The sequence below is a fragment of the Clostridioides sp. GD02377 genome (assembly GCF_045899875.1).
In the GTDB taxonomy this organism is placed as follows: Bacteria; Bacillota; Clostridia; order Peptostreptococcales; family Peptostreptococcaceae; genus Clostridioides; species Clostridioides difficile_A.
This window is the reverse complement of the sequence record NZ_JBJODA010000013.1, coordinates 1-20,829: the sequence shown is the minus strand read 5'-3', so window position 1 is coordinate 20,829 and position 20,829 is coordinate 1. Positions and strand designations below refer to the sequence as shown.

Below are 20,829 nucleotides of genomic sequence, written 5' to 3'. Positions count from 1 at the left end.
ACTGTTTATTAAATACTCTATGTTATGTATATAAAAGAGCATTTAAATACATTATCTCTATAATAAATTAAACATTAGAATACCTCAAATAATAAAAAAGAAGGTATAAAGAGCTACCCTCAAGCTCAATATACCTTATAAATGTCTAAACTTCATTTTTTACTAATTTTTCTATATCTTTGATAATATGTTCTTTAGATTTTTTTCCAGCTATAGCATCAAAAATTGCAACAGCCTTTTTCTCTCCAAATTTTTCTGCTACATCATTAAAATCTAGAAATCTAACACTTTCTTTTTGTTTACCAAACATATAACACCTCTCATACACTTTTATATACTTATTATAACTTCTATATATTTATTTTTCACCAATAAACGTTAGACAAATTAGTTCCTTTATTTTTTCAGTCTGATTCTATTTTCAAAATTCCCAACAAAAACAGTTTATTCTACTCTATAAATAAAAATAGACAATTTAATTTGTAGTAAATTTGATAATAAAATACAATGAACAAAATTTTATTTATTGTACTTTCAAGAACTTTTTATTAAAACTTATATGAGTTATAAAAAATATATTACTATATGAAACATAAATATGTAAATATAATTATCCCAATATTCAATTTATTTAAAACAATAAAAAGTATAGTATATTGAATAGCAACACTATACAATTCTCAATATAATCTGTAATAAAAAAATACTCTAAATTTTTAATTTTTTGTATACAATTATAAAAAATCAATAAAAATATATAATTATAAGAATAAAATTTAGCACAATTTTAAACAACTAAATGCTACTAATATAAATAAATTATTGATACTAAAATTATACATTAAACTCTTCTAGAACCTTTATTGCGAATCTTGCGTTTGGATACGTAATAGACCCACCACCAATTACACCTATTTTTATTGCTTCTATAATTTCATCATTACTCGCACCAGAATTAATACAACCCTCAATATGATAACAAATACATTCATCACATCTACTTAAAATAGAAATAGCTAATCCCATTAATTCTTTATTTTTTTTGCTTATAGCTCCTTCTAAATAAGCCTTATCATCAAGACTTCCAAATACTCTGAAAAATTCATCTGTATCACTTAATTTTTTATTGTAAAACTTTCTATATTCCTTCATTTCTTTAGTATTCATGTTCTACCTCCTATATTTATAAATAATTTTTTATAAAAGTAGCACACTATACTTATGCTTTCAACATTAAATTCAAATTTTTAAATTATATTCAATAGATTAATTAATATAAGTTCTTAAAATTTTCAATATACCATATTAATTTCATTAAATAATATTTTTTCAGAGCTAAAACAAACATCTTAGTACATTTTAAATTATATATTTTAGCTCTGAAAAGTATTGCATTCATTTAAATATTATGATGATTAGTTATTTTTCATTGAAACTCTGTATATCAAATAAGAATATATAAATGGTAGTATTACAATTACAAAAATTACAAACATATTATAAAAAGGCATGTTAATAAAAGCATTAATAATTAACAATATCCCACCAATAATCCAAATCCATCCAGCTAAACGATGTGTCTTATTCCAATTGTCTTCATCATTAAGAGTCCATGGTAAAATTATTCCCATAGAATAATTTTTCTTACATTTAGGAAGATAATTTCCAAATAAAATAACTACTATCCCCAAAATCAATCCTGTATAAAAATTAAACTCCAAACTAATTCCTGTTGAATACAAAACCATCATTATTTGTAAGATGACTGCAAGTATAGCGACTCCCCATTTTGATAAATTTTGCATGACATTTGAAAAATTAGCCTTTTTAGGTTCATTTTCAAGTCTAAACCATGTATACAAATGAACACATAGCATTAGTAATGGTACCCCAAAAGCTGCTATAAATTTTGGAGCATAATTATCTGGATTTCCATAAGTATCAAAATGAATTGCAACTTCATTTGGTAGTCTATTGTAAAAATATATTGATACAATAAATGGTATAAAACATATTAATGTAGATAAAATAAATTGTTTATTTATCGCTTTTTTCATTATCTTTTTCTCCCTTCTCCATAAATTGTGAAAACCAAAGCATAACCTCTTCAAAAACCGAAATGTTTATTTCATAGAAAATAAAATTTTTATACTTTGTCTCAAATATGAGTCCTGCCTTTTTTAATTGAGATAGATGATAAGAAATTGTGGCATTTGTCATATTAAATTTTTCACTAATTTCTCCTGCTGACATTTTATTCCCCCTTAACATAAGTAATATTTCTCTTCTTACAGGGTCTGAAAGAGCTTTAAACGTTTCTGGAAAACCCAACACCATCACCTCTCTATTTAGAATTTCATCTAATTAGAATATAGCATAGGTATTATTATATTTCAATATCTATTTAGAATTTTTTCTAAATACTTATTTTAAATTATCAAATAAAGTTTTTATTTTCTTTTAATAAGCTGATTTTACTTACATTTTATTTCTATTCAAATATCTTAACTTCAAAAAATAAAAGAGCCTAGAAGTTAACTCTAGACCCTTATATTTTATATATTTCCTATATTTAAAATATAATGCATACAATTATGCAACATATTCATATTTTGCTTTGTATTCTCTCATTGCATCATTCCAAGCTTCTTGTACTGTTACACCTTTTTTATTAGCGATTTTTTGTGCCAATTCGATTATCTTCATAGCTCTTCTTGATATATTCATAAATAACTCCTCCTACAAATTATTATATATTTCATATAAATAAAATTAAAATTATATTTTTTTGATATATAATCTTTCTATGTATAATATTACAATTTATATGTGTATTACATATGAACTGTATTAGAAGATAATTAGAACTTTTAAAAGTCATTTGATATATTTTAATCACAACTACTTATAAAATTTAAAAGTTAATCAATTAAAATAACGTTTGATACACTAATTTTGTGACCATAAACAATGCCATTACTAAAAATATTGGTTTTATCATCTTTGAACCTTTTTTTATAGCAACTTTAGCACCCACATAAGCACCTATTATCATTACTAATGCAAACACTATAGCAATTTTATAGTATACTTGACCATTTATCACAAACAATAATAATGATGTTATGTTACTTGTTAAGTTTAATATTTTTGTATTTGCAGAAGCATGTAAAAAATCATATCCATATATTTTTATAAATCCAAAAGTTAAAAAAGTACCTGTACCAGGTCCAAAAAAACCATCATAAAAACCCATTATAAGAGCCATAATCATACCTAATCTTAGATTTTTCTTATTAATACCTTCAAAATTATCTTCTTGACCTAAGTTTTTAGAAATAAAAGTGTAAATAGCCACTATTAAAATCATTATTACAACTAAAACATTTAATATATCTTCACTTATTGATAGTACACATCTTACACCTAAAATACTACCAATAATAGTAAATGGTACTAATTTCTTTAAAAGCTCATTATTAGTTTTACCAGATTTTGAGTATCTATAAGCACTACTTATACAGCCTGCTGATGCAGCAAATTTATTTGTACCAATAGCAAGATGCACTGGCACTCCAATCGCCATAAGAACAGGCATACTTATGAGTCCACCCCCTCCTGCTATAGAGTCTACAAAAGCAGCTAAAAAACCTCCTATGCATAAAAAAATAATTACAAGCATAAAACTCCTCCACATATTCTATCTCAATTTTATTAACAACATATATCTTACTTATGTTGTAATATTATTCTATTTTATTTGTTTATTGTTGTTATTTTTTACAAGTGTTGGTATCTCAATGTTTTATTAAGTTCAGTTTTGTTGTTTATGTTTTATTGTGCTTAATTCAAATTTATTCTATTCCTTATTTTGGGTGGCAAGATGGTGGCAAGTTAGATTTTGTCACCATTTATTTTTAAGAAATATAGTTCATTAATATAAATATAGAAAGGAGGTGAAAAGATAGATAAAACAAACTCGCCAAAGTTAAAACTGCTCTCTATATCTTACCTATTTTAATAAATTTAATTGATAAACTAATTAAGTTATTAAAAGATTTATAGTTTTATAAGCTAGGAAGAATTTAATCTTCTTCCTAGTAATTTCTTCTTAGATATTATAACACATTTTCTATAAAATATAAGTGATAAAGTTTACAAAATCTGTATTGTCATAGTTGCTATAACTATAGTAATAGACATAATACTTTTATTTTTGCATTTTAATACTAGCAATATAATAGGATTAATAATAAGCATTTTATTGTTAATATTTGTTACATTACAATATAAAAAAAGAGGGAAATAGTTTGGAGCAAAAAGAATCTGAAATAGTTTATAGTAAAGGTGGCTCAGGTACTTATTCTGCCAAAATTTCTTTACCTTTAAGCCAACTTGAAAAAATGAGATTTACAAGGGAAAAACGTAAGGCAATAGTTATTTTTGATGAGGAATAATTTTAAAATAAGTAGGTGTAATGTAAGCATCTACTTATTTTTATTATATTTTGTATTTCATGTTAATAGATTTTATAAATTTATTGAAAAATATGGATAAAAGTGTTGCATATTACGCCCCGTAATGTTATAATATATTTATAGATAAGGAGGTGACAAAATTAAAAACTAAGAAAGGAGGACAAAGAGAGTGGGGAGATTAGAAAGAAGAAAAAATAAAAAAGAGAACAAATTTAATATACTTAAAAAAGTTCTCTCTTTTATATTATTAATACTAAATATAGCTCTTACAGTTTTAAGACTAATTAAAGAACTATAAGAGTTAAGCCTAGAAGGAAATGCACTTCCTTCTAGGTGGTTTCTTTCTAATATTATAACATACTTTCTAGAATACCATGAATAGAAAATTTTACAAAATATGTATTGCTGTTGTTTTAATAACTATAGTATTTGATGTAATACTCTTAATAAAAAGTTTTGATATCTGGAATATCATTGGCTTATTAATAAGTATCTCACTATTAGTTTTCTTTACAAAAGAATTAAAAAAGGATGGAAATTAAATGGAGCAAAGAGAATTAAATATAAGTTTTCATAAGAGTGGAAATGGATACACTACCACTAGATTATCTTTACCTATCAATTGGGTTAAAGAATTGGGTATATCTCAAGATGAAAGAAAAGTTATAGTTACACTAGAAGATGGTAAAATAACTATTGAAAAAGCTGAGAATGATTAAAAAAAGGAGGTGGTAACTATTTTAGTTGCTACCTCCTAATCAATTTATTTGTTTATAAAATCTAATGCTTTATAAAGGGTGTCAAATCTATCATTACCCTTTATCATAGTATATTTTTCTGTCGTTATGGAACTTATCTTATTACATGCTCCTCCTCCTACAACATATAGATTCTCGGTTTTGGAGGGTTTATAATCTTTTATATCACAAACTAAGCATTCTTCTTTTTTATATCCCCAACCAATTACAGTCGCAGGTATCTTATCAACTTCGCCATCGTAAACTATTGTATGTTTATACATGATTTTATCCTCATTATTTATATTTTTATTTAATATGCCTTCTGCAATTAATCTCGCTACTGTATTTTTGTATTTAATATAATAATCTGTATCAGCCTTACTATCTACAAAACAAGTTTCAATTAATATTGCTGGTGCTTTTGTATGACTAAGCCAGTAAAGACCTCTTACATCTGTTTTTGCACCCCTATTTTTAAATACAGTTGATAATTTTGAATTAACTCTCTCAGCATATGTTTTACCATTATTAGTTTTATATATTGTTTCTGTACCCATTGGATTTAAGGTTGTACTATTTGCATTAAAATGAATTTGTACTGCTAAATCTACATCTTGTCTGTTGGCTATTTGACATTGTTCTGCTAAGTAATTATTGGATTTATCTATCTTACCTGTATATACAGTTGCTCCACCCTGTTTTAACCATTTTACTATTAAGTCAGTTAGTATTCTATTTTCTTTTCCTTCATCTATATAACCTACTGCTCCAGTTCCTTTTCCTGTTAGAGTATGCCCTGGTACTATTGCTACTTTCATCATTTATCACCTTCTTTCTGTAGCATTACCTTTATATCTGTTACATCTTCCTTTATTTCCTCCACATCAGTTTTCATTGCTCCCATTTCAACAAGTATATTTTTATTGATTTCCTGTTGTTGTGTAGATAGTTCGATAAAGTTTTCTACTGTCTTTTTATACATGTCTCTATCTTCTTTTTTCTCTTGCATAGTATTTTTGAATAATAAAGCACATAAGATTCCTATTGCTCCTAAACTACTTAATTCTGTTAATAATTTTTCCATGATGACCTCCTACTAAAATTGATATAAAAAAAGAACCTGTGTATTTTAGATAATAGGTTCTTTTGGTACTTCTTCTTTATTTATCATGTTTGTTAATTCTGTATATTCATTCTCTTTAATTCTATTTAATGCATAGAATACATCTAACTTGTTTTGCAACTCTTCTTTAGTTTCATAATTTTTTTGTTCAATCATTCTTTTTAAAATATTATACATATTCTTACCTCCAAATTTTTATAACTTTATAGCATATTATTTGTGTTAAGTTCTAACATAGCTATTCTATAAGCATTATCTATTAAAAGATTATCTTGCTCCTTCTGATTTTCTATTAAAATTGTACTTTCATCAAGTGGTTGTTCTGGTTTGACTGGATTGTTTTGTAATTCTAACCACTCATTATAAGACTGTTCACCTGTTTTAATAATTTCTCCTTTGCTTATTAAAGGTGTCCACAATTGTCCACTATCTGTAATAAAAAAATTATCAATTCCTATATTGTCAATTTCTTCTTTTGAGAAATTATGCTCTTTTATTATTTTAAATTTCATTTTATCCATACTTTAAACCTCCAAATTTACAACAACACTAATTAAAATTCCTTTATTCTTAATATCATGACCTGGAGTTAACATTAGTATAGTATTATTTACACAAGCTATCCCTACAGTGTCAACTTGTTCACAAGAAGAATTCATAACTGGACAAGAATAGTTTTGTCTTGATATACCTAAAGGTAATTTAATTATTGCTTCTTCTAAAACAGTAGATGATGTATTTTTTGTCACAATCATGTTTACAAATAAGTACTTTCCTACATTTGTAATAGTAGCTGATTGCCATACTTTATCCCATCCATTTATAAATTTAAAATCAATATTATTTTCAGTTTTAATTATTGATGTAATTTCTTTTAAATTTTCTCTAATAACTTCTATATGACTACCTAAATTTTGTGTACTTTCAAAACTAATATTTGGAGTTATAGCCCCAGCATTACAAATAAATCTAGTTTGATTATCATATTGTTCTAAATTTAATGATGTCAATTCAATTTCTCTTGGTGTTTCTAATTCATAAATTATTTTCAAAGGATTTTTCTTTAATTTTTCTTTAAAATTAGCAATGCTAAAAGGAGATATCAAAGTATCTACTATATCTATTACACCTATTCCATTTTCTGTTGATATAGATAATGCTGATTCAGCTTGAACATTATATATATAGTCCACATAAGATTGCTTGTACAAGTTAGTTACAAACTTAGACATATCTAATCTTAATACAGATATATCTAAATTTAATCTAAACTCATACATTCCATGAACTTCTATCCAATTTTCATTACCATTAAAAACTATTTCTTCACATCTTTGTATTAGTTTATATGAACCATTTTTGTAGACTATTTCATCTCTTATTCCATTTGATAAGCTTCTTAATGTGTATGGAATTACCTTTTTATCATATTTATTTCCTTTAGTTATAATTGTTTTATTACCATCATCATGCAAATCTTTTATTATAGTAACTTTTAGATATTTTGCATTTTTAGGACTTCTAGTAACATAAAAAATATCTTTATCTCCTATTATTCTTTCATTTAATGGTGCTTGTATGAAACTCTTATTTATATCATACCAACAAATATTTCTACTACAATTATAAAAAGTATACTCTGTATTTGGTTCTATTTCTATATAATCTAATGTATATTTATGATTGCTAGCTTCAGAAATAAGTTCTTCTCCATTAAGATATTGTAAAATATAATTATCTTTAAAATTGGAATTCTTATTAAAGATATTAATTCCATTATATTGATAACTTAAAAGTTCTATTTTATCTATTTGCCCAACACTTAATAGTTCATTAGAGTAATCTATATTAATATCTGTATAATCTCCTTCTAATATGGTAATTTTCAAACTTACTTCATAACCAGATGCAAGTGTATCATTATCTAAAACACTCCTTAAAGCCACATTACAATCACTTAAGTCTGATATTGTTGTGAATGTATATCTGAATTTCCCAATCACTCCTCCTAATATAGCTATATTTGTCAGATTAGGAATAAATACTGAATTTTCTTCTCCTAAACTATGAATATATATTCCACTTGTACTAGGTAAAGTATTTTTATCAACATCAACTATTATTGTATATATAGTATCTGGTTTATATAAAGTATAATTGGTTGTAAAAAAATTAGAATATCTTATATCATTTTCTGTTAGTATGTTTATTTTTCCATCTAAAAAAGTTGCTTTCCATAAAGAAAAATCTGAACTAGTTTTTCCCCATAAATCAATTAGTGTCTTACCTTGTATGTTAAAATTAGTTAAATATCCCTTCTTACTGTTTTCTATAGAACATTCTCCATTATCTGCCACATAAGAAATATTAGGCACTTCTTTTAAATCCTCTATATCTTCAAACCTTTTATTTGTATCAACTGGTAAATTTAATATCTTTTGTCTAACTTCTTCATTTAACAAATTATATTCTCCTTTCTATTTGATAAAATAAAAAAGAGCCTTAAAACTCTCTTTTTCTACCTTGTTTTTCAAATCTATACACTATTAAGATATCACTTTCTTTCTAATCTAATATATATTGTGCATTTATAATAACTGCTGTATTTGATGTGAGTGAATTTATTTTAAAATCACCAGCAGAATTTACATATAGCAGTCCTACAGGTGTTCCAATTGTATTAAAAGTTTGAAATAGTTGATTAGAGTTTGGAATCATATCTTCTGGTATTTTACATATAATTGTTTCATTAGAAATTATACCACCTTTAATGCTTCCAATAATAGTTACAACATTCCCATTTCGTGTTACTACTATCCCTCTATGAACATCACTAAACAAAGTCCATCCATTTAGTAGTTTATTAGCTAAATTTATTGTGTGTGTATTTCTTTGTGTATCTATAAGTGCTTTTATATTACTTCTAATAACTTCTATGTGATTACCTAAGTTTTGAGTACTTTCAAAACTAGTATCTGGAGTAATACCAGATTCACAAATAAACATAGTTTGATTATTATATTGCTCTAAATTTAATGTTCCAAGTTCAATTTCTTTAGTTTCTATTTGTCTAACAAGAGTTACATGATTATTGTTCAGCCACGTTTTAAAACCTGATAAGTCTTGTGTTTCTAATCTACTTTTTAAAATTCTTATCCATATATTAGTCTTGGTTTCATAAATACCTTCAAAATTATAAGCTACCCCCCAAATTGCATAGGGCTTGAATTTATCACAATAGAGATTTATATTGTTAATTGCCCCATTTATATTGGCTCCAAGTGGGGCATTAAACAATAAAGTCTCATTTGTTGCATTTTCTAAAAGTTCAGTCCAATTTTCTTGACCATTTATAGTTATCTCTTCACATTTTTGTATTAACTTATAAGCATTATTCTTATAAGTTATTTCATCTTTAATACTATTCGGTAAGCTTCTTAAAGTATATGGAATTACTTTTTTATCAAACTTAACCCCTTCACTAATTATTATTCTACCTTTGTATCTAGTTGGAACTGACATTCTCATATAACATGAATTAGAAGTTGTTTTAATAAAGAATAACCCTTCTGATACTTTATCACCTAGTCCATTAATACTTATAGAAGGATTTGGATAACCAAAATTTATTATATTTTTATCTTTATCATAGAGTAAAATATTCCAATTTGCATAAATTAAAGTGTAGTCTGTATCAGCTTTAACTGGTATATAATCTAAAGTATAAGAATAATGTTTGGACTCATATTCTAAATTATCATTTCTATTTAAAAAATATCCATCTTTCCATGTTATGTTATTAGGTATTATATTAATATCTTCTTTACATGAAAATAGTTCTATATTATCCCCTTGACCAACACTTTGGAGTCCGTCAAAATATTCTATATCTTTACTTGTACAATCCCCTTCTAATATTAACATTGATTTTGATAGTTGTTGTTTATCTACATCTGTTTCACCCCAACCATCAGGAGCATGACCATAACATAAAATTTCTGGTATATTAATGTTATCTGGTATAGTGTATAGTACTTTACTTTTTGCTTCAACTTTTAGGTTTTCAATTCCTCCATAAATATATTTTATTTGCTTATCACTAAGATTTATAAAGGTATAAGTTTTACCACTTTCAATATATTTAAATGGGTTGTTATACCTAACTCCATCTGTAGTATAGACATTATTGGGATTAGCTAAATTAACTAATGTTTTACCCTCTATATTAAAATTAGTTAGATAACCTTTCTTACTATTTTCTATTGTATATTCACCTGTATCTGTGCTACATTTTATATTGTCAACTTCCTTGAGATTTTCTATATCATCAATTTTATTTTCTAAAGCTTTTAATAAATCTTCTATCTTTATAGAAGAATAAGTGGTTGTTTCGGTACTTCTATTATCATCAATAGTTGCTGAAACCATATTTATGGCTGAGTTTCCATTTACAACTATACATTCAAGTTCATTGTTTGATTCATTAAAAACTTTTATCCTATTATCATCTAAAATTTGATATGAACAAAATATATTGTTATTGGTAGTCTTATCTATTAAACTTACAAGTACTTTTCTAGTTACAAGATTATGTTCAACTATAGTTGTATATGTACTTTCTTCTAATATCCAATCATTTGTTGATATATCTTTAGATATAGCTACATTAGTGCCACCTTGAATTAATTTATCTAAATCTTCTTTACTTGCTTTCTTACTAAGTTCTAGGTTAATATTATCCTGTTCATTATTTAATTTATTAATATTTTTTACTACATCTTCATTTAACAATTTGTCACCTTCTTTCTTATATTAAATTTATTTTGCTGTAAATATATCCCCATAATAATAATCATTAGCAAGATTAACATTTACTTTTCCAAAATATACTCTACAATAACAAGTTAACTCAGCATCATAATGACTCACAATTCCTGGGAATGTTCCTGGTGAACCAGAACCATTACCATCTGTACCAGTTTGAGTAAATCCATCTGCATTAATAGTCATTATTCCATTATCACTATTAGTAGTATATTTTAATATAAATACTTTATTTGGCTTTGTAATAATATCTCCATTAGAATAAGCACCTGTGCTTGTTCCAGTATTAGATTTTATCCAAGAATCTGATTGATAATTAAATGTTCGTGTGAAACTACTAGAATTTAATAATGTGGTTTCCATCTTAGAATCAAGTCTATTATCCCAAATAGCTTTATTGAAAGCTTGTAAACTAATATTACTTTTAGAAATAGCCAAAATGGCTGTCGAGCTACTTGCGATGGCAGACATGGCTGTCGAGCTACTTGCGATGGCAGACATGGCTGTCGAGCTACTTGCGATGGCAGACATGGCTGTCGAGCTAGAGATTACTATGTTCAAGAACCCTTTATTATTTATTATTGTGTTTACTGCTATTTGTGAGCTTGCCACAGCATTCATTGCTATTTGTGAGCTTGCCACAGCATTCATTGCTATTTGTGAGCTTGCCACAGCATTCATTGCTATTTGTGAGCTTGCCACAGCATTCATTGCTATTTGTGAGCTTGCCACAGCATTCATGTATTTATCACTTCTAGCTAACGCATCCGAAGTGTTGATACTTATATTGTCTATCCCCGCTAGCTTCGCTGCGGTTTTTGCTATAGCTAAATCAATTTCCTTGATAGAATTGAAAGCTACTTCGTCACTTGATAAAGCTGTTATAACACTTAAATTATTTTCTATGCATTGAAATATAGCAATTATATTATTTTTGTCTAAGTTATTATTTGATAATAAATCTTTTACACTTATAAAATTAGTATTCATATTTTCAACTATAGGAAAAAGCTTACCTTGGTATTCTATGTTAGTTGAATTAATCATACTAGTCATATTTGTTATTAAAGTATTTATATCTAACTTAAATATACTATTATGAGTTTCTAAAATCTTTGTAAGTACAAGTCTAATAACATTTGCATTTGCTAAAACTAAATCTAATGTATCTTGATTAGATAATAGTAGCTGTGTAGCTTCTAAATTCTCAAATATCATCCTAACTGATTCATGATTTGTTGCTATATGAGTCATTGCTTCAGTACTATTGATTATAGCTTCTCTAATTACATTATTTTTTAAAATTGCCCTTATAACTGCTGGCTCTGCTGTAACTTTTAAAATGTATTGTCCTAACAAATCCATAGCATTACTACTTGCCACAACAGCTTCCATGCTTGATTCACACATAGTTAAAGCTACTATTGCATTACTATTATTAAGTATCACATTAGTAGCTTCTGTATTGGCTAATATTTCATCTATAGTTGTAAGACTTTCTAAATCAGCATTATTTAAATCGAAAGTAGAATTAAACCATGTGCCTATGCTTGACTTTTCTTGTTCTCTTGTAACATATCTATCATATCCTTCTTTAAATTTTTCCTCTAATGAATTATAATGCTCTACAGTCATTCCTTTTACTACATTATCAGCATTTCCTAGACTAAATATATCTGTTCTATAAAAAGCATTTAATTGTTCCCCTAGCTTGGTACTTTTATCAAACAGATTATCAATGTCTGTTTCTGAAAAAGCTGCATATACTACTTCTCTAATTCCTCGATTAGAAAATAAGTATAGACTATTTAAATATAGCTCTTCCCATATTCTAATATTACCATCATAAAGTACATAGCTGTCTAGTTCATTTAGTTTTAAATCATTCAAATAGTTTAAAAAATTCAAAGGTTCGCCTTGTATGTCACTGTTTACCTTATATACCTCTGACCAGCTCATTAAATCACCCCTTCACTTGTAACAGATTCTTGTATCATTCCATTTTCAAAATTAGTTATTGTTGTACTGATTAATATATCATTTATATATTTTTCTTTTGATATAGAACCATTAGCATTAAACTTTGTAATATACTTGATATTATTATCTAATACCTCTGTTATAGAGCCATTTGTATTAAATTTTGTCTCTTTATTTTTAAAAGTATCTAATTCAGAAAGTTTTTCTTTTTCTTTAGTTGTATAATCTTCTGTAGAAAGTCCTTTCCCTTCCACTTTTTCAACATATATACCATGAACATGTTCTAAATTAGCTTTTTTATCTAATCTATCTTTTAATAGTCTTTTTATCTCTATGCTAGAGTAAGTACTTTCAAGAGATTCTATATCATCATTAATAGTGAATTTTATAAGTTCAATAGTTGAACCACCATTAACTACAGTAATTTCAATATCTATAGCAATTTCATTAAATAATACTATATTATTATCATCTATAATTTTATAAGATGTAATCAAACTTTTCTTGTTAAGTTTATCTATAGAAGATACTAGTATTTTTTGAGTAACAAGATTATGCTCTACTGAAAGTTCAAATCCTCCATCAACTTCAATCCATTCAGATGTATCATATGATTTATTAAATGCTACATTTATTCCACCAGCAATAAGCTGCTCTATTTTTAAATCTAGTTTATTAAAATCATAAGTTAATCTCTCTTTTAAAGTATCTTTTATCTGACCATCTGTTGTTTCTTTTGATTGTAATATTTCTCCCGCTGTATCTAAATTTTCTAATTCATTGAACCTTTTTTCAAACTCAGTTATTTTATTGCTAACAGTGGTTGTCATATCTGTTTTAGCAGTATCTACTTCAATTATTTTATTATCAACCTCATCTACTTTATCATCTACTTTTTTCTGCATATTAATTATAGATGTTTGCCTAGTTGATTCATTTAATTCTCTAGTTTCCTCATTACTTTTTCTAAGTTCTTCATTCTCTTCTCTTTTAGTTTCTGAACTTTGTCTTGTTATTTCATTTGCTTTTCTTGTTTCTTCATTAGTTTCCCTTGTTGTTTCACTAACTTTTCTAGATTCTTCATTAGTATTTCTAGTTTCTTCACTAGCATTTCTTACTTCTTCACTTGCTTTTCTTGTCTCTTCATTTATATTTCTAGTTTCTTCGCTAGTATTTCTTACTTCTTCACTTACTTTTCTTGTCTCTTCATTGCTTTTTCTTAGTTCTTCATTTTCTTCTCTTATATCTTCATTACTTTTTCTTAGTTCTTCACTTTCTTCCCTTTTAGTTTCTGATTCTTGCCTAGCTACTTCACTAGTAACTCTTGTTTCTTCACTAGTGTTTCTTACTTCTTCACTTGCTTTTCTAGTATTTTCATTTGATTCCCTTGTTTCTTCACTAGTTTTTCTTATTCCCTCATTTGATTCTCTAACTGTCTCATTGTTTTCTCTTGTTTCTTCATTTGTATTTCTAGTTTCTTCACTTGACTCTCTGACTATCTCATTGTTTTTTCTTATCTCTTCATTAGCTTCTCTTGTTGTTTCATTTGTCTTTCTAAGTTCCTCATTCGCTTCTCTAGTCGTTTCACTTGTCTTTCTAGTTTCTTCATTAGTTTCCCTAGTAAGCTCTTGCGTTTTTCTTATTTCCTCATTATCACATCTTTCAGCTTCATTACCTTTTCTTTGATTTTCACTTTCAATTCTTATATCCTCATTGCCAACTCTTACATTTTCAGAACTTATTCTAATTTCTTCATTAGATTTTCTTACATTTTCATTTTCTTGTCTTTCTTCTTCATAACTTAATACATTCAATATGTCTTTTATTATATCCCAACTAGGCTCATCCTCTATTGCATTTCTATTTATACTTTTTTCAACTTTTATTATTGTAGAAAATGTAGTAACTACCTTGTCATCTTTATATAAAGTTATCTCAGAAGCAACATCACCTTCCTCTGAAAGCTCTATATGACTTAATTCAGTATAAACAGTTGAACCTTCTATGGTACAATTCTTCTGAGTAACTCTTCCACTTGGTAAACTAAAAAATGCTAATGCTGTATATCCAGTTAAATCAACATCTATAGAATCTTGTACTATCCTCATGTTATAAGATACATTATTATCATTTTGCTTATATCTAGCTATTTGATACATCTTTGTATTGATGTCTACAATATAAATTCTATCTCTCAAGATTTATCACATCCTCTCTATGCATCTATTCCTCCATTAAACTCTTCAACACTTTCTTTTAACCAATTGTAGCAAGCTTGGACTTGATTTACTCCACTTATATCCAGCGTATTTGTATCTAAATATAAAGCAAAATCATCTTCCTTCATCATATAGTTTTTAACAATTATTGGTTGCTTATTATCTAATCTTCTTTGCTCATCTTTATATCCAGCAATAAATACATTACACTTTTTTGCACCATAACTACTATTTATTGTTGTTATCCTCCAATAGTTAGCAGTTTGACCCATTGCATTTGTTATATCCTTAGAAATTGCCATGTTGTTCTTCTCCTCCCATTATTGAAAAATATTCATGTTCTTTATCAATTCTACTTCCCTTTACACTAAAATCTACTTTCCCAGTATATCCAGATACTTTAAAATATCCATTTTGCTTTTCTACAACTTCAACTTTTCCATTAGAAGGAAATACTGCATATTTTGAAATAGTTTTAGCATAAGTACTATCTAATTTAACTATAGTTCCTGTTTCTTCTACTTCTACATCAAATAAAATATCTTCTATTAATGTTTGAGGGCTATCAACTGGTGACATACCAAAAATGGTTCCATCAATTTCAATAGAACCTCCTTTTTTAGTCCCATCATCATAAAAAGCGTGTCTTTCTCTTCCTCTACAATAAATAGCAGCATTGCCATCATCCCATGCTACAAAACCAGTTTCACCACTTTCAGTATATAATCTTAATGCACCAGACATATCAAATTGTGCACCATCCCATCTAATTTCATCTTGATAAAAATAAACACTTGAACGAGAAAAGTTATTATAAATAGTTGTACTACCTATATAAAAGTTTATTGAAGAACCATCTACAGCTACATAATGGCTTCTATCATACTGAAATCTAATTGATTTACCTATACCAACACCATTTAATGCAGTAGCATCTATTGCACATTCAGCTCCATTACCTGAAAAAAGTAATATTCTTGGATTTGATGAACTAGCACCTATTCTGTCACATAAAATAGTACCTGTATCTATATAATCAGCATTTATATATAATCTACTTCCACTTAAATATATTCCACAATTTCGATTCCCTGTTAATGCATCGAATACTGCTTTTTGGTCACTAGTTAAAACACTTTCATAGTTGTTTTTATCACCTATAGATAATTCATTAGCTCTTATATTGACTTTCCCATTGCTATCCACTTGTAAAGTTATATATCCATCATTATCTCTCACAGTTAAATTTCTACCATTTATAAATTGCCCCTCTAAAGTACCAGTTCTAATGTAACTTGCATTTAAATATAACTCATTCCCAACCATATATAGTCCTTTAGCAAGACCATTATTAGTTAATTTGTTAAATATCTCAAGTTGAGTTATATTATCTATTTCTCCTCCTATAATTGACTCTAGTGACTTCCCTTTTAATGTAAATGTTGTTGCACCTATATGAACATTTCCAAAACTATCTATATTTAAAGTTGTTTGGCTGTTTCCATCAACCACAACTAAATTTTTAGCTTCAATATACTGTCCTTTTACTTTTCCTACATTTATCTTATCTGCATCTAAATCTCTTATAACTGCATGACCTATAGCTGCTTCTTCAAAATATTCAGCTGCATCACTTAACTTCCTTGTTGTTGCACTAACTTCATTTGAAAATTCATTATAGTTATCATGTGTATTTCCAGCCCTTACTCTATAATACCAAGTTTGCATAGGTTTAACTTCATGGAGTAATGAACTTGCTTGACCCACATATATCCTGTTTGTATATCCTATAGTATCTGGTTCAAATCCTTTTATTTGAGATGCATATACTTCATAGTTATAATATAGTTTATTATCAAAAGTCCAATCTAATTGAATCATACTCCATAACCCTAATGCTGTGACATTTGAAGGCTCTGGAAGTGTATCTGGAAAATTATCACTTTCAATTACAATATTATCTACATTATTTTGAACCTTATCTATTTTTTCTTCTAAATCATCTATTCTCTCATCTTTAAAATGATTTACTAAGTCACCAATTTCAACCGAATTGTATTTTTTTAATACTGGATTATATTCCGTTTTTACTACCCTTGCAGTAGCATTTATACCTAAGTTATAATCTCTAACTATTATTTCATCATCCATATTAACAGTCTCAAGCATCTTATAACTTTTATAATCTTCTGTAGTTGATAAATCTACAAATTCAACTTTGTAAGTAACTTTAGGTAAATCAACACTATTTTTAACAAAATAATCTTTGCACTTATTCCTTAAGCTTTCTTCATTTTTCACATCATCATCTGTAAAATCAACTGCAACAATTCTTTGAGTTGGATAATTATTTATATATTTGCTTTCTATATATTTTTCTGATAGTGTAATTTTCTTATTTTTACCACTTTTTTTAGTTGCATATGGATATATCTTAGTTATGACTTCCTGTGTATCATAAGTTGCTGTAAGACCTGTTATATTTTTCCTATATGCTAGTAATACATTATTGCTTTCTCCAATATTATTTAATAAACTTATATTAAAATTATCTCTCTTTAATTTAGATTTGTTGTTAAATAACTCTTTAATATCAGATATAGCATTGTGTGGACTTACACATGATATTGAAAAATCTTTATTTCCAGTTATATCTGAATATCCTACAAATCTATTTTCTTCAGTACAGGACCTAAATATTTGATTAAGAACCTCTTCACAAGTAACATTTTTAAGTTCTAAAGTCTCTATAAAATTATTTAACAAGTCATAACTAATATGTTCTGCTTTAACTAATATTTTTCCATCAAGTTCTTTAGAAATATAGTAAATCCTAAATAACTGATTTTTAAGTTTTGGAGAAGCATCAGCCATAACTATTTTATTATAATCAATTTCATCAAATAAAAAAGAGCCCACATAATATGTAAACTCTAACTCAAACAACCCATTTAATTCTTCTGTAATCTTTGCTTCAACTGCATCTTTTAATATTCCTAATCCATTATTTTTAAAATTTGTTTCATTTGCTTTATATAACCTAAGCAATCTATAACACCACCCATCTAGGTTCTATCTCTATTTTTTCTACATCTCCAGTGTATGTTATTATATTTTCACCATGTTCAAATGTTGGAAAATCTCCAAACATTCTACTATTCTCATTAACTATATCATTAGTATGAATATCTACCTTATAAGCATTCATGAGTTCACAATCAATATATATATGTCCTTGAACTTCTGTAAGTTCTATTATTTCATTATTTATTTTTAATTTTATATCACCATTTCCAAATACTTTTATAAGAGGATACGAAGCCATTCCAGTATTTATTAACTTAGAATTTGATTCATTTATTGTAATTAAATTACTAATTAGCTGTTTTTTGAGTGGTTTACATTCAAATGTAATCTTAAAATATCCTAAATCCTTTATAACTTCTTCTAAATCAAGTTTATTAATACAAACTGCTTCTCTATAATAGTTTGGGTCACTACTTATAATAAGATTTTTATATGAAAAATCTGTTTGTAACCACATCTTTATTTCAGATGCTAGTATGTTAATATCTTTACCATCTACATCTATATAACATTCTATTTCAAGATTAAAATTACTATAACAACCTTCATCTAAAATAAGACTGCCATTCCTTCCTGGAATCTCTATTCTTTCAAATCTCCGTTCTGGTGATGCAAGTTCATTAATATCTGTAATTACAATACCAAAATCTCTACTATTTATCTCACCATATTGAAAAGAAACTAGTTCATTTTCACTGACACAGTATTGTAAAGCCAAATTATCACCTCCTATACATAAAAAAAGAGATGATTCAAATTTTTATTTTGACACATCCCCTTTTATAATTATTAATTCAATTCATATATTAATCAAATCTTAAAGTTGCATAGTATAAATTGTGGTCTGTAATTGTTTCTAAGTCTTGTACTGAGTTTTTATCTAAAACTGTCATATACTCTGGTGCTAGTATGTTATCTATTTGCTTTGATGTAAATGGGAACACTGGTTTAAATCCCAATTCTAATAAAGGTTTTAAATCATATTCTGAATAAGAGTTAAAATCTCCTGTTATAACTTTGTAGTAGTTTTTATCATTTTTGATTACATTAGCTAACTCTTGTGCATGTTTCCTTACATAAGTATTTCCATTTTGTGAAAAATGCGTGTTATATAATGATACATTTTTATATGATGTATTAAATATTACTTTAACATACCCTCTTGGCTGTTCTCCATTACCTAATGCTGAATATACTCCACCTGTCTTTGTAGATAAACCGAATGTAGATACTACAGCATTACCTTGCCATCCACTTCCCCAAGATAAATCTAGTATTCTTTGTTTTCCTACATGGTCATATACTCCTGCTATTTTGCTTGTACTCTCTGGTAAATTCCAAAATTCACAATATTCTTGTACTCCAATTATCCCTATTCCTTTTTCCATAGCTATATGCATAGCTTTTTGTATTGGTTCTGGGCTTTGCTTAACATATTTATTTATGTTGAATGTACCTATTGTTACTGAACGATTAGCTTCATCTGCTGCGATTTGAGCTTTGAATGCATTTTTTTCTGCTGTAGTAGCCATAACAATACCTCCAAATTGTATAATCATGCATATTATAATACATGAATGTATTTTTTATAAATTAAAGGCCTCATAATTTATATTTCATATAATAAAGACTGTATTTTCATGAAAACTGTAAATTATAAATAATATTTTTTTAATTTACTTAAAGCTTTAACTTTATTGGAATATACAGATTGCCTTGAAAGTTCTAGATTACAAGCTATTTCTGTGTCAGTTAAATTATAAAAATATTTATCTATTATTATTTTTTTTTGAACATCACTCAAACAATTAAGTGATAAATACAACTCTACTTCATTTGTATCTAAACATGAAGTTTTTGATTTTATATTATCGTTATACTTAATTGTTTCAGCATTAAATTTTTTATTTCTATTGTAAAGGGATATAGATTTTCTATTCAAAGATGTACTTATATAGTTAATAATTGCTCCATCAGATTTATTAAGTAACTTACTTGTATCAATTGATTTAATTAATTCAATTAAATATATAACTAAGTCTGTTTCAGCACATTCATAGTCTAACTTATTTGATATTTTTTTAATTAGAAATTTGAATTTATCTAATAAGTTTAATATTAAGCAGCTATCTCCATCTTGATATTCTGTTATGATATCTATTAATTTTATTTTAACCCTCTCCTATTTTTGAATATAAAAAAGTACTTACTTAAACAGTAAGTACTTCTATTTACTTTGCATATTTTTATCAAGATATGATATAATAAAAGCAAGAAGAACTACAATCTATTGTCAGTAGAGTGGAGTTCATCATAAATGATGTTATTTGAATTTATGGAATTTGATTTTTAAATCAAACTCCCAACCACTCTTAGTG

The 20,829-nt window shown here is 26.7% G+C and carries 23 protein-coding genes; 4 read left to right on the top strand and 19 right to left on the bottom strand.

Features of this window, described 5'->3' with window-relative positions; translation table 11 throughout:
* Window positions 1–145 precede the first annotated feature (145 nt).
* The 6 genes from Q3304_RS12575 to Q3304_RS12550 form a co-directional block, all read right to left on the bottom strand.
* Window positions 146–310 carry a hypothetical protein gene (locus Q3304_RS12575; RefSeq protein ID WP_054270419.1) on the bottom strand — a complete coding sequence of 55 codons (165 nt, stop codon included), beginning with the start codon at window positions 308–310 and terminating at the stop codon, window positions 146–148.
* A 524-nt stretch (window positions 311–834) separates the two neighbouring features.
* A complete protein-coding gene (locus tag Q3304_RS12570) occupies window positions 835–1,167 on the bottom strand; it encodes a carboxymuconolactone decarboxylase family protein (RefSeq protein WP_407815081.1) in 333 nt (110 codons plus the stop codon).
* Between the two features lie 248 nt (window positions 1,168–1,415).
* The gene (locus Q3304_RS12565; protein ID WP_407815082.1) at window positions 1,416–2,057 is read right to left on the bottom strand and encodes an SdpI family protein; all 642 of its coding nucleotides are present in this window, start codon (window positions 2,055–2,057) and stop codon (window positions 1,416–1,418) included.
* Entirely contained in the window at window positions 2,038–2,331 is a 294-nt protein-coding gene (locus Q3304_RS12560) for an autorepressor SdpR family transcription factor (RefSeq protein WP_021384784.1), read from the bottom strand. The genes Q3304_RS12565 and Q3304_RS12560 overlap by 20 nt, the downstream gene beginning before the upstream one ends.
* Before the next feature lie 261 nt (window positions 2,332–2,592).
* The gene (locus tag Q3304_RS12555; RefSeq protein ID WP_284181950.1) at window positions 2,593–2,727 is read right to left on the bottom strand and encodes a hypothetical protein; all 135 of its coding nucleotides are present in this window, start codon (window positions 2,725–2,727) and stop codon (window positions 2,593–2,595) included.
* 202 nt (window positions 2,728–2,929) lie between these two features.
* Complete coding sequence (locus Q3304_RS12550; RefSeq protein ID WP_284181951.1) at window positions 2,930–3,682, bottom strand: TSUP family transporter; 753 nt, start codon at window positions 3,680–3,682, stop codon at window positions 2,930–2,932.
* 628 nt (window positions 3,683–4,310) lie between these two features.
* Here Q3304_RS12550 and Q3304_RS12545 point away from each other — a divergent pair.
* The 4 genes from Q3304_RS12545 (at window position 4,311) to Q3304_RS12530 (ending at window position 5,197) form a co-directional block, all read left to right on the top strand.
* Window positions 4,311–4,457 (top strand): hypothetical protein, encoded by a 147-nt coding sequence (locus Q3304_RS12545; RefSeq protein ID WP_243193344.1) that lies wholly within the window; start codon window positions 4,311–4,313, stop codon window positions 4,455–4,457.
* Window positions 4,458–4,647: 190 nt separating this feature from the next.
* The gene (locus Q3304_RS12540) at window positions 4,648–4,776 is read left to right on the top strand and encodes a hypothetical protein (protein ID WP_255615882.1); all 129 of its coding nucleotides are present in this window, start codon (window positions 4,648–4,650) and stop codon (window positions 4,774–4,776) included.
* A gap of 76 nt (window positions 4,777–4,852) precedes the next feature.
* Window positions 4,853–5,020, top strand: coding sequence for a hypothetical protein (locus tag Q3304_RS12535; protein WP_227845232.1), 168 nt, complete (start codon window positions 4,853–4,855; stop codon window positions 5,018–5,020).
* Window positions 5,021–5,197, top strand: a complete 177-nt coding sequence (locus Q3304_RS12530) for an AbrB/MazE/SpoVT family DNA-binding domain-containing protein (protein ID WP_054276791.1) — start codon at window positions 5,021–5,023, stop codon at window positions 5,195–5,197. It begins immediately after the preceding gene.
* A 44-nt stretch (window positions 5,198–5,241) separates the two neighbouring features.
* Here the strand turns inward: Q3304_RS12530 and Q3304_RS12525 are convergent, their stop codons facing one another.
* The 13 genes from Q3304_RS12525 to Q3304_RS12465 form a co-directional block, all read right to left on the bottom strand.
* Entirely contained in the window at window positions 5,242–6,036 is a 795-nt protein-coding gene (locus Q3304_RS12525) for an N-acetylmuramoyl-L-alanine amidase (RefSeq protein ID WP_227434934.1), read from the bottom strand.
* Entirely contained in the window at window positions 6,036–6,302 is a 267-nt protein-coding gene (locus Q3304_RS12520) for a hypothetical protein (protein ID WP_021426475.1), read from the bottom strand. The genes Q3304_RS12525 and Q3304_RS12520 overlap by 1 nt, the downstream gene beginning before the upstream one ends.
* Window positions 6,303–6,347: 45 nt before the next feature.
* Window positions 6,348–6,518, bottom strand: coding sequence for a hypothetical protein (locus tag Q3304_RS12515; RefSeq protein WP_227434936.1), 171 nt, complete (start codon window positions 6,516–6,518; stop codon window positions 6,348–6,350).
* A 26-nt stretch (window positions 6,519–6,544) separates the two neighbouring features.
* Window positions 6,545–6,862: a hypothetical protein gene (locus Q3304_RS12510; protein ID WP_407811700.1), complete on the bottom strand. Its 318-nt coding sequence runs from the start codon at window positions 6,860–6,862 to the stop codon at window positions 6,545–6,547.
* A 3-nt stretch (window positions 6,863–6,865) separates the two neighbouring features.
* Window positions 6,866–8,803, bottom strand: a complete 1,938-nt coding sequence (locus Q3304_RS12505; RefSeq protein ID WP_407815083.1) for a hypothetical protein — start codon at window positions 8,801–8,803, stop codon at window positions 6,866–6,868.
* 103 nt (window positions 8,804–8,906) lie between these two features.
* The gene (locus Q3304_RS12500; protein WP_407815084.1) at window positions 8,907–11,132 is read right to left on the bottom strand and encodes a hypothetical protein; all 2,226 of its coding nucleotides are present in this window, start codon (window positions 11,130–11,132) and stop codon (window positions 8,907–8,909) included.
* A 27-nt stretch (window positions 11,133–11,159) separates the two neighbouring features.
* Window positions 11,160–13,124 (bottom strand): phage tail protein, encoded by a 1,965-nt coding sequence (locus Q3304_RS12495; protein WP_407815434.1) that lies wholly within the window; start codon window positions 13,122–13,124, stop codon window positions 11,160–11,162.
* On the bottom strand, window positions 13,124–15,343 hold the full coding sequence (locus Q3304_RS12490) for a hypothetical protein (protein ID WP_407815217.1): 2,220 nt from the start codon (window positions 15,341–15,343) through the stop codon (window positions 13,124–13,126). Before Q3304_RS12490 ends, Q3304_RS12495 begins: the two co-directional genes overlap by 1 nt.
* 17 nt (window positions 15,344–15,360) lie before the next feature.
* Window positions 15,361–15,666: a hypothetical protein gene (locus Q3304_RS12485; RefSeq protein WP_021426484.1), complete on the bottom strand. Its 306-nt coding sequence runs from the start codon at window positions 15,664–15,666 to the stop codon at window positions 15,361–15,363.
* Window positions 15,653–18,412 carry a phage tail spike protein gene (locus Q3304_RS12480; RefSeq protein ID WP_407815218.1) on the bottom strand — a complete coding sequence of 920 codons (2,760 nt, stop codon included), beginning with the start codon at window positions 18,410–18,412 and terminating at the stop codon, window positions 15,653–15,655. The genes Q3304_RS12485 and Q3304_RS12480 overlap by 14 nt, the downstream gene beginning before the upstream one ends.
* Before the next feature lies 1 nt (window position 18,413).
* The gene (locus Q3304_RS12475) at window positions 18,414–19,169 is read right to left on the bottom strand and encodes a distal tail protein Dit (RefSeq protein ID WP_407815219.1); all 756 of its coding nucleotides are present in this window, start codon (window positions 19,167–19,169) and stop codon (window positions 18,414–18,416) included.
* 88 nt (window positions 19,170–19,257) lie between these two features.
* The gene (locus Q3304_RS12470; protein ID WP_407815220.1) at window positions 19,258–19,983 is read right to left on the bottom strand and encodes an endonuclease/exonuclease/phosphatase family protein; all 726 of its coding nucleotides are present in this window, start codon (window positions 19,981–19,983) and stop codon (window positions 19,258–19,260) included.
* Between the two features lie 122 nt (window positions 19,984–20,105).
* A complete protein-coding gene (locus Q3304_RS12465) occupies window positions 20,106–20,393 on the bottom strand; it encodes a sigma factor-like helix-turn-helix DNA-binding protein (protein ID WP_407815221.1) in 288 nt (95 codons plus the stop codon).
* Window positions 20,394–20,829 lie beyond the last annotated feature (436 nt).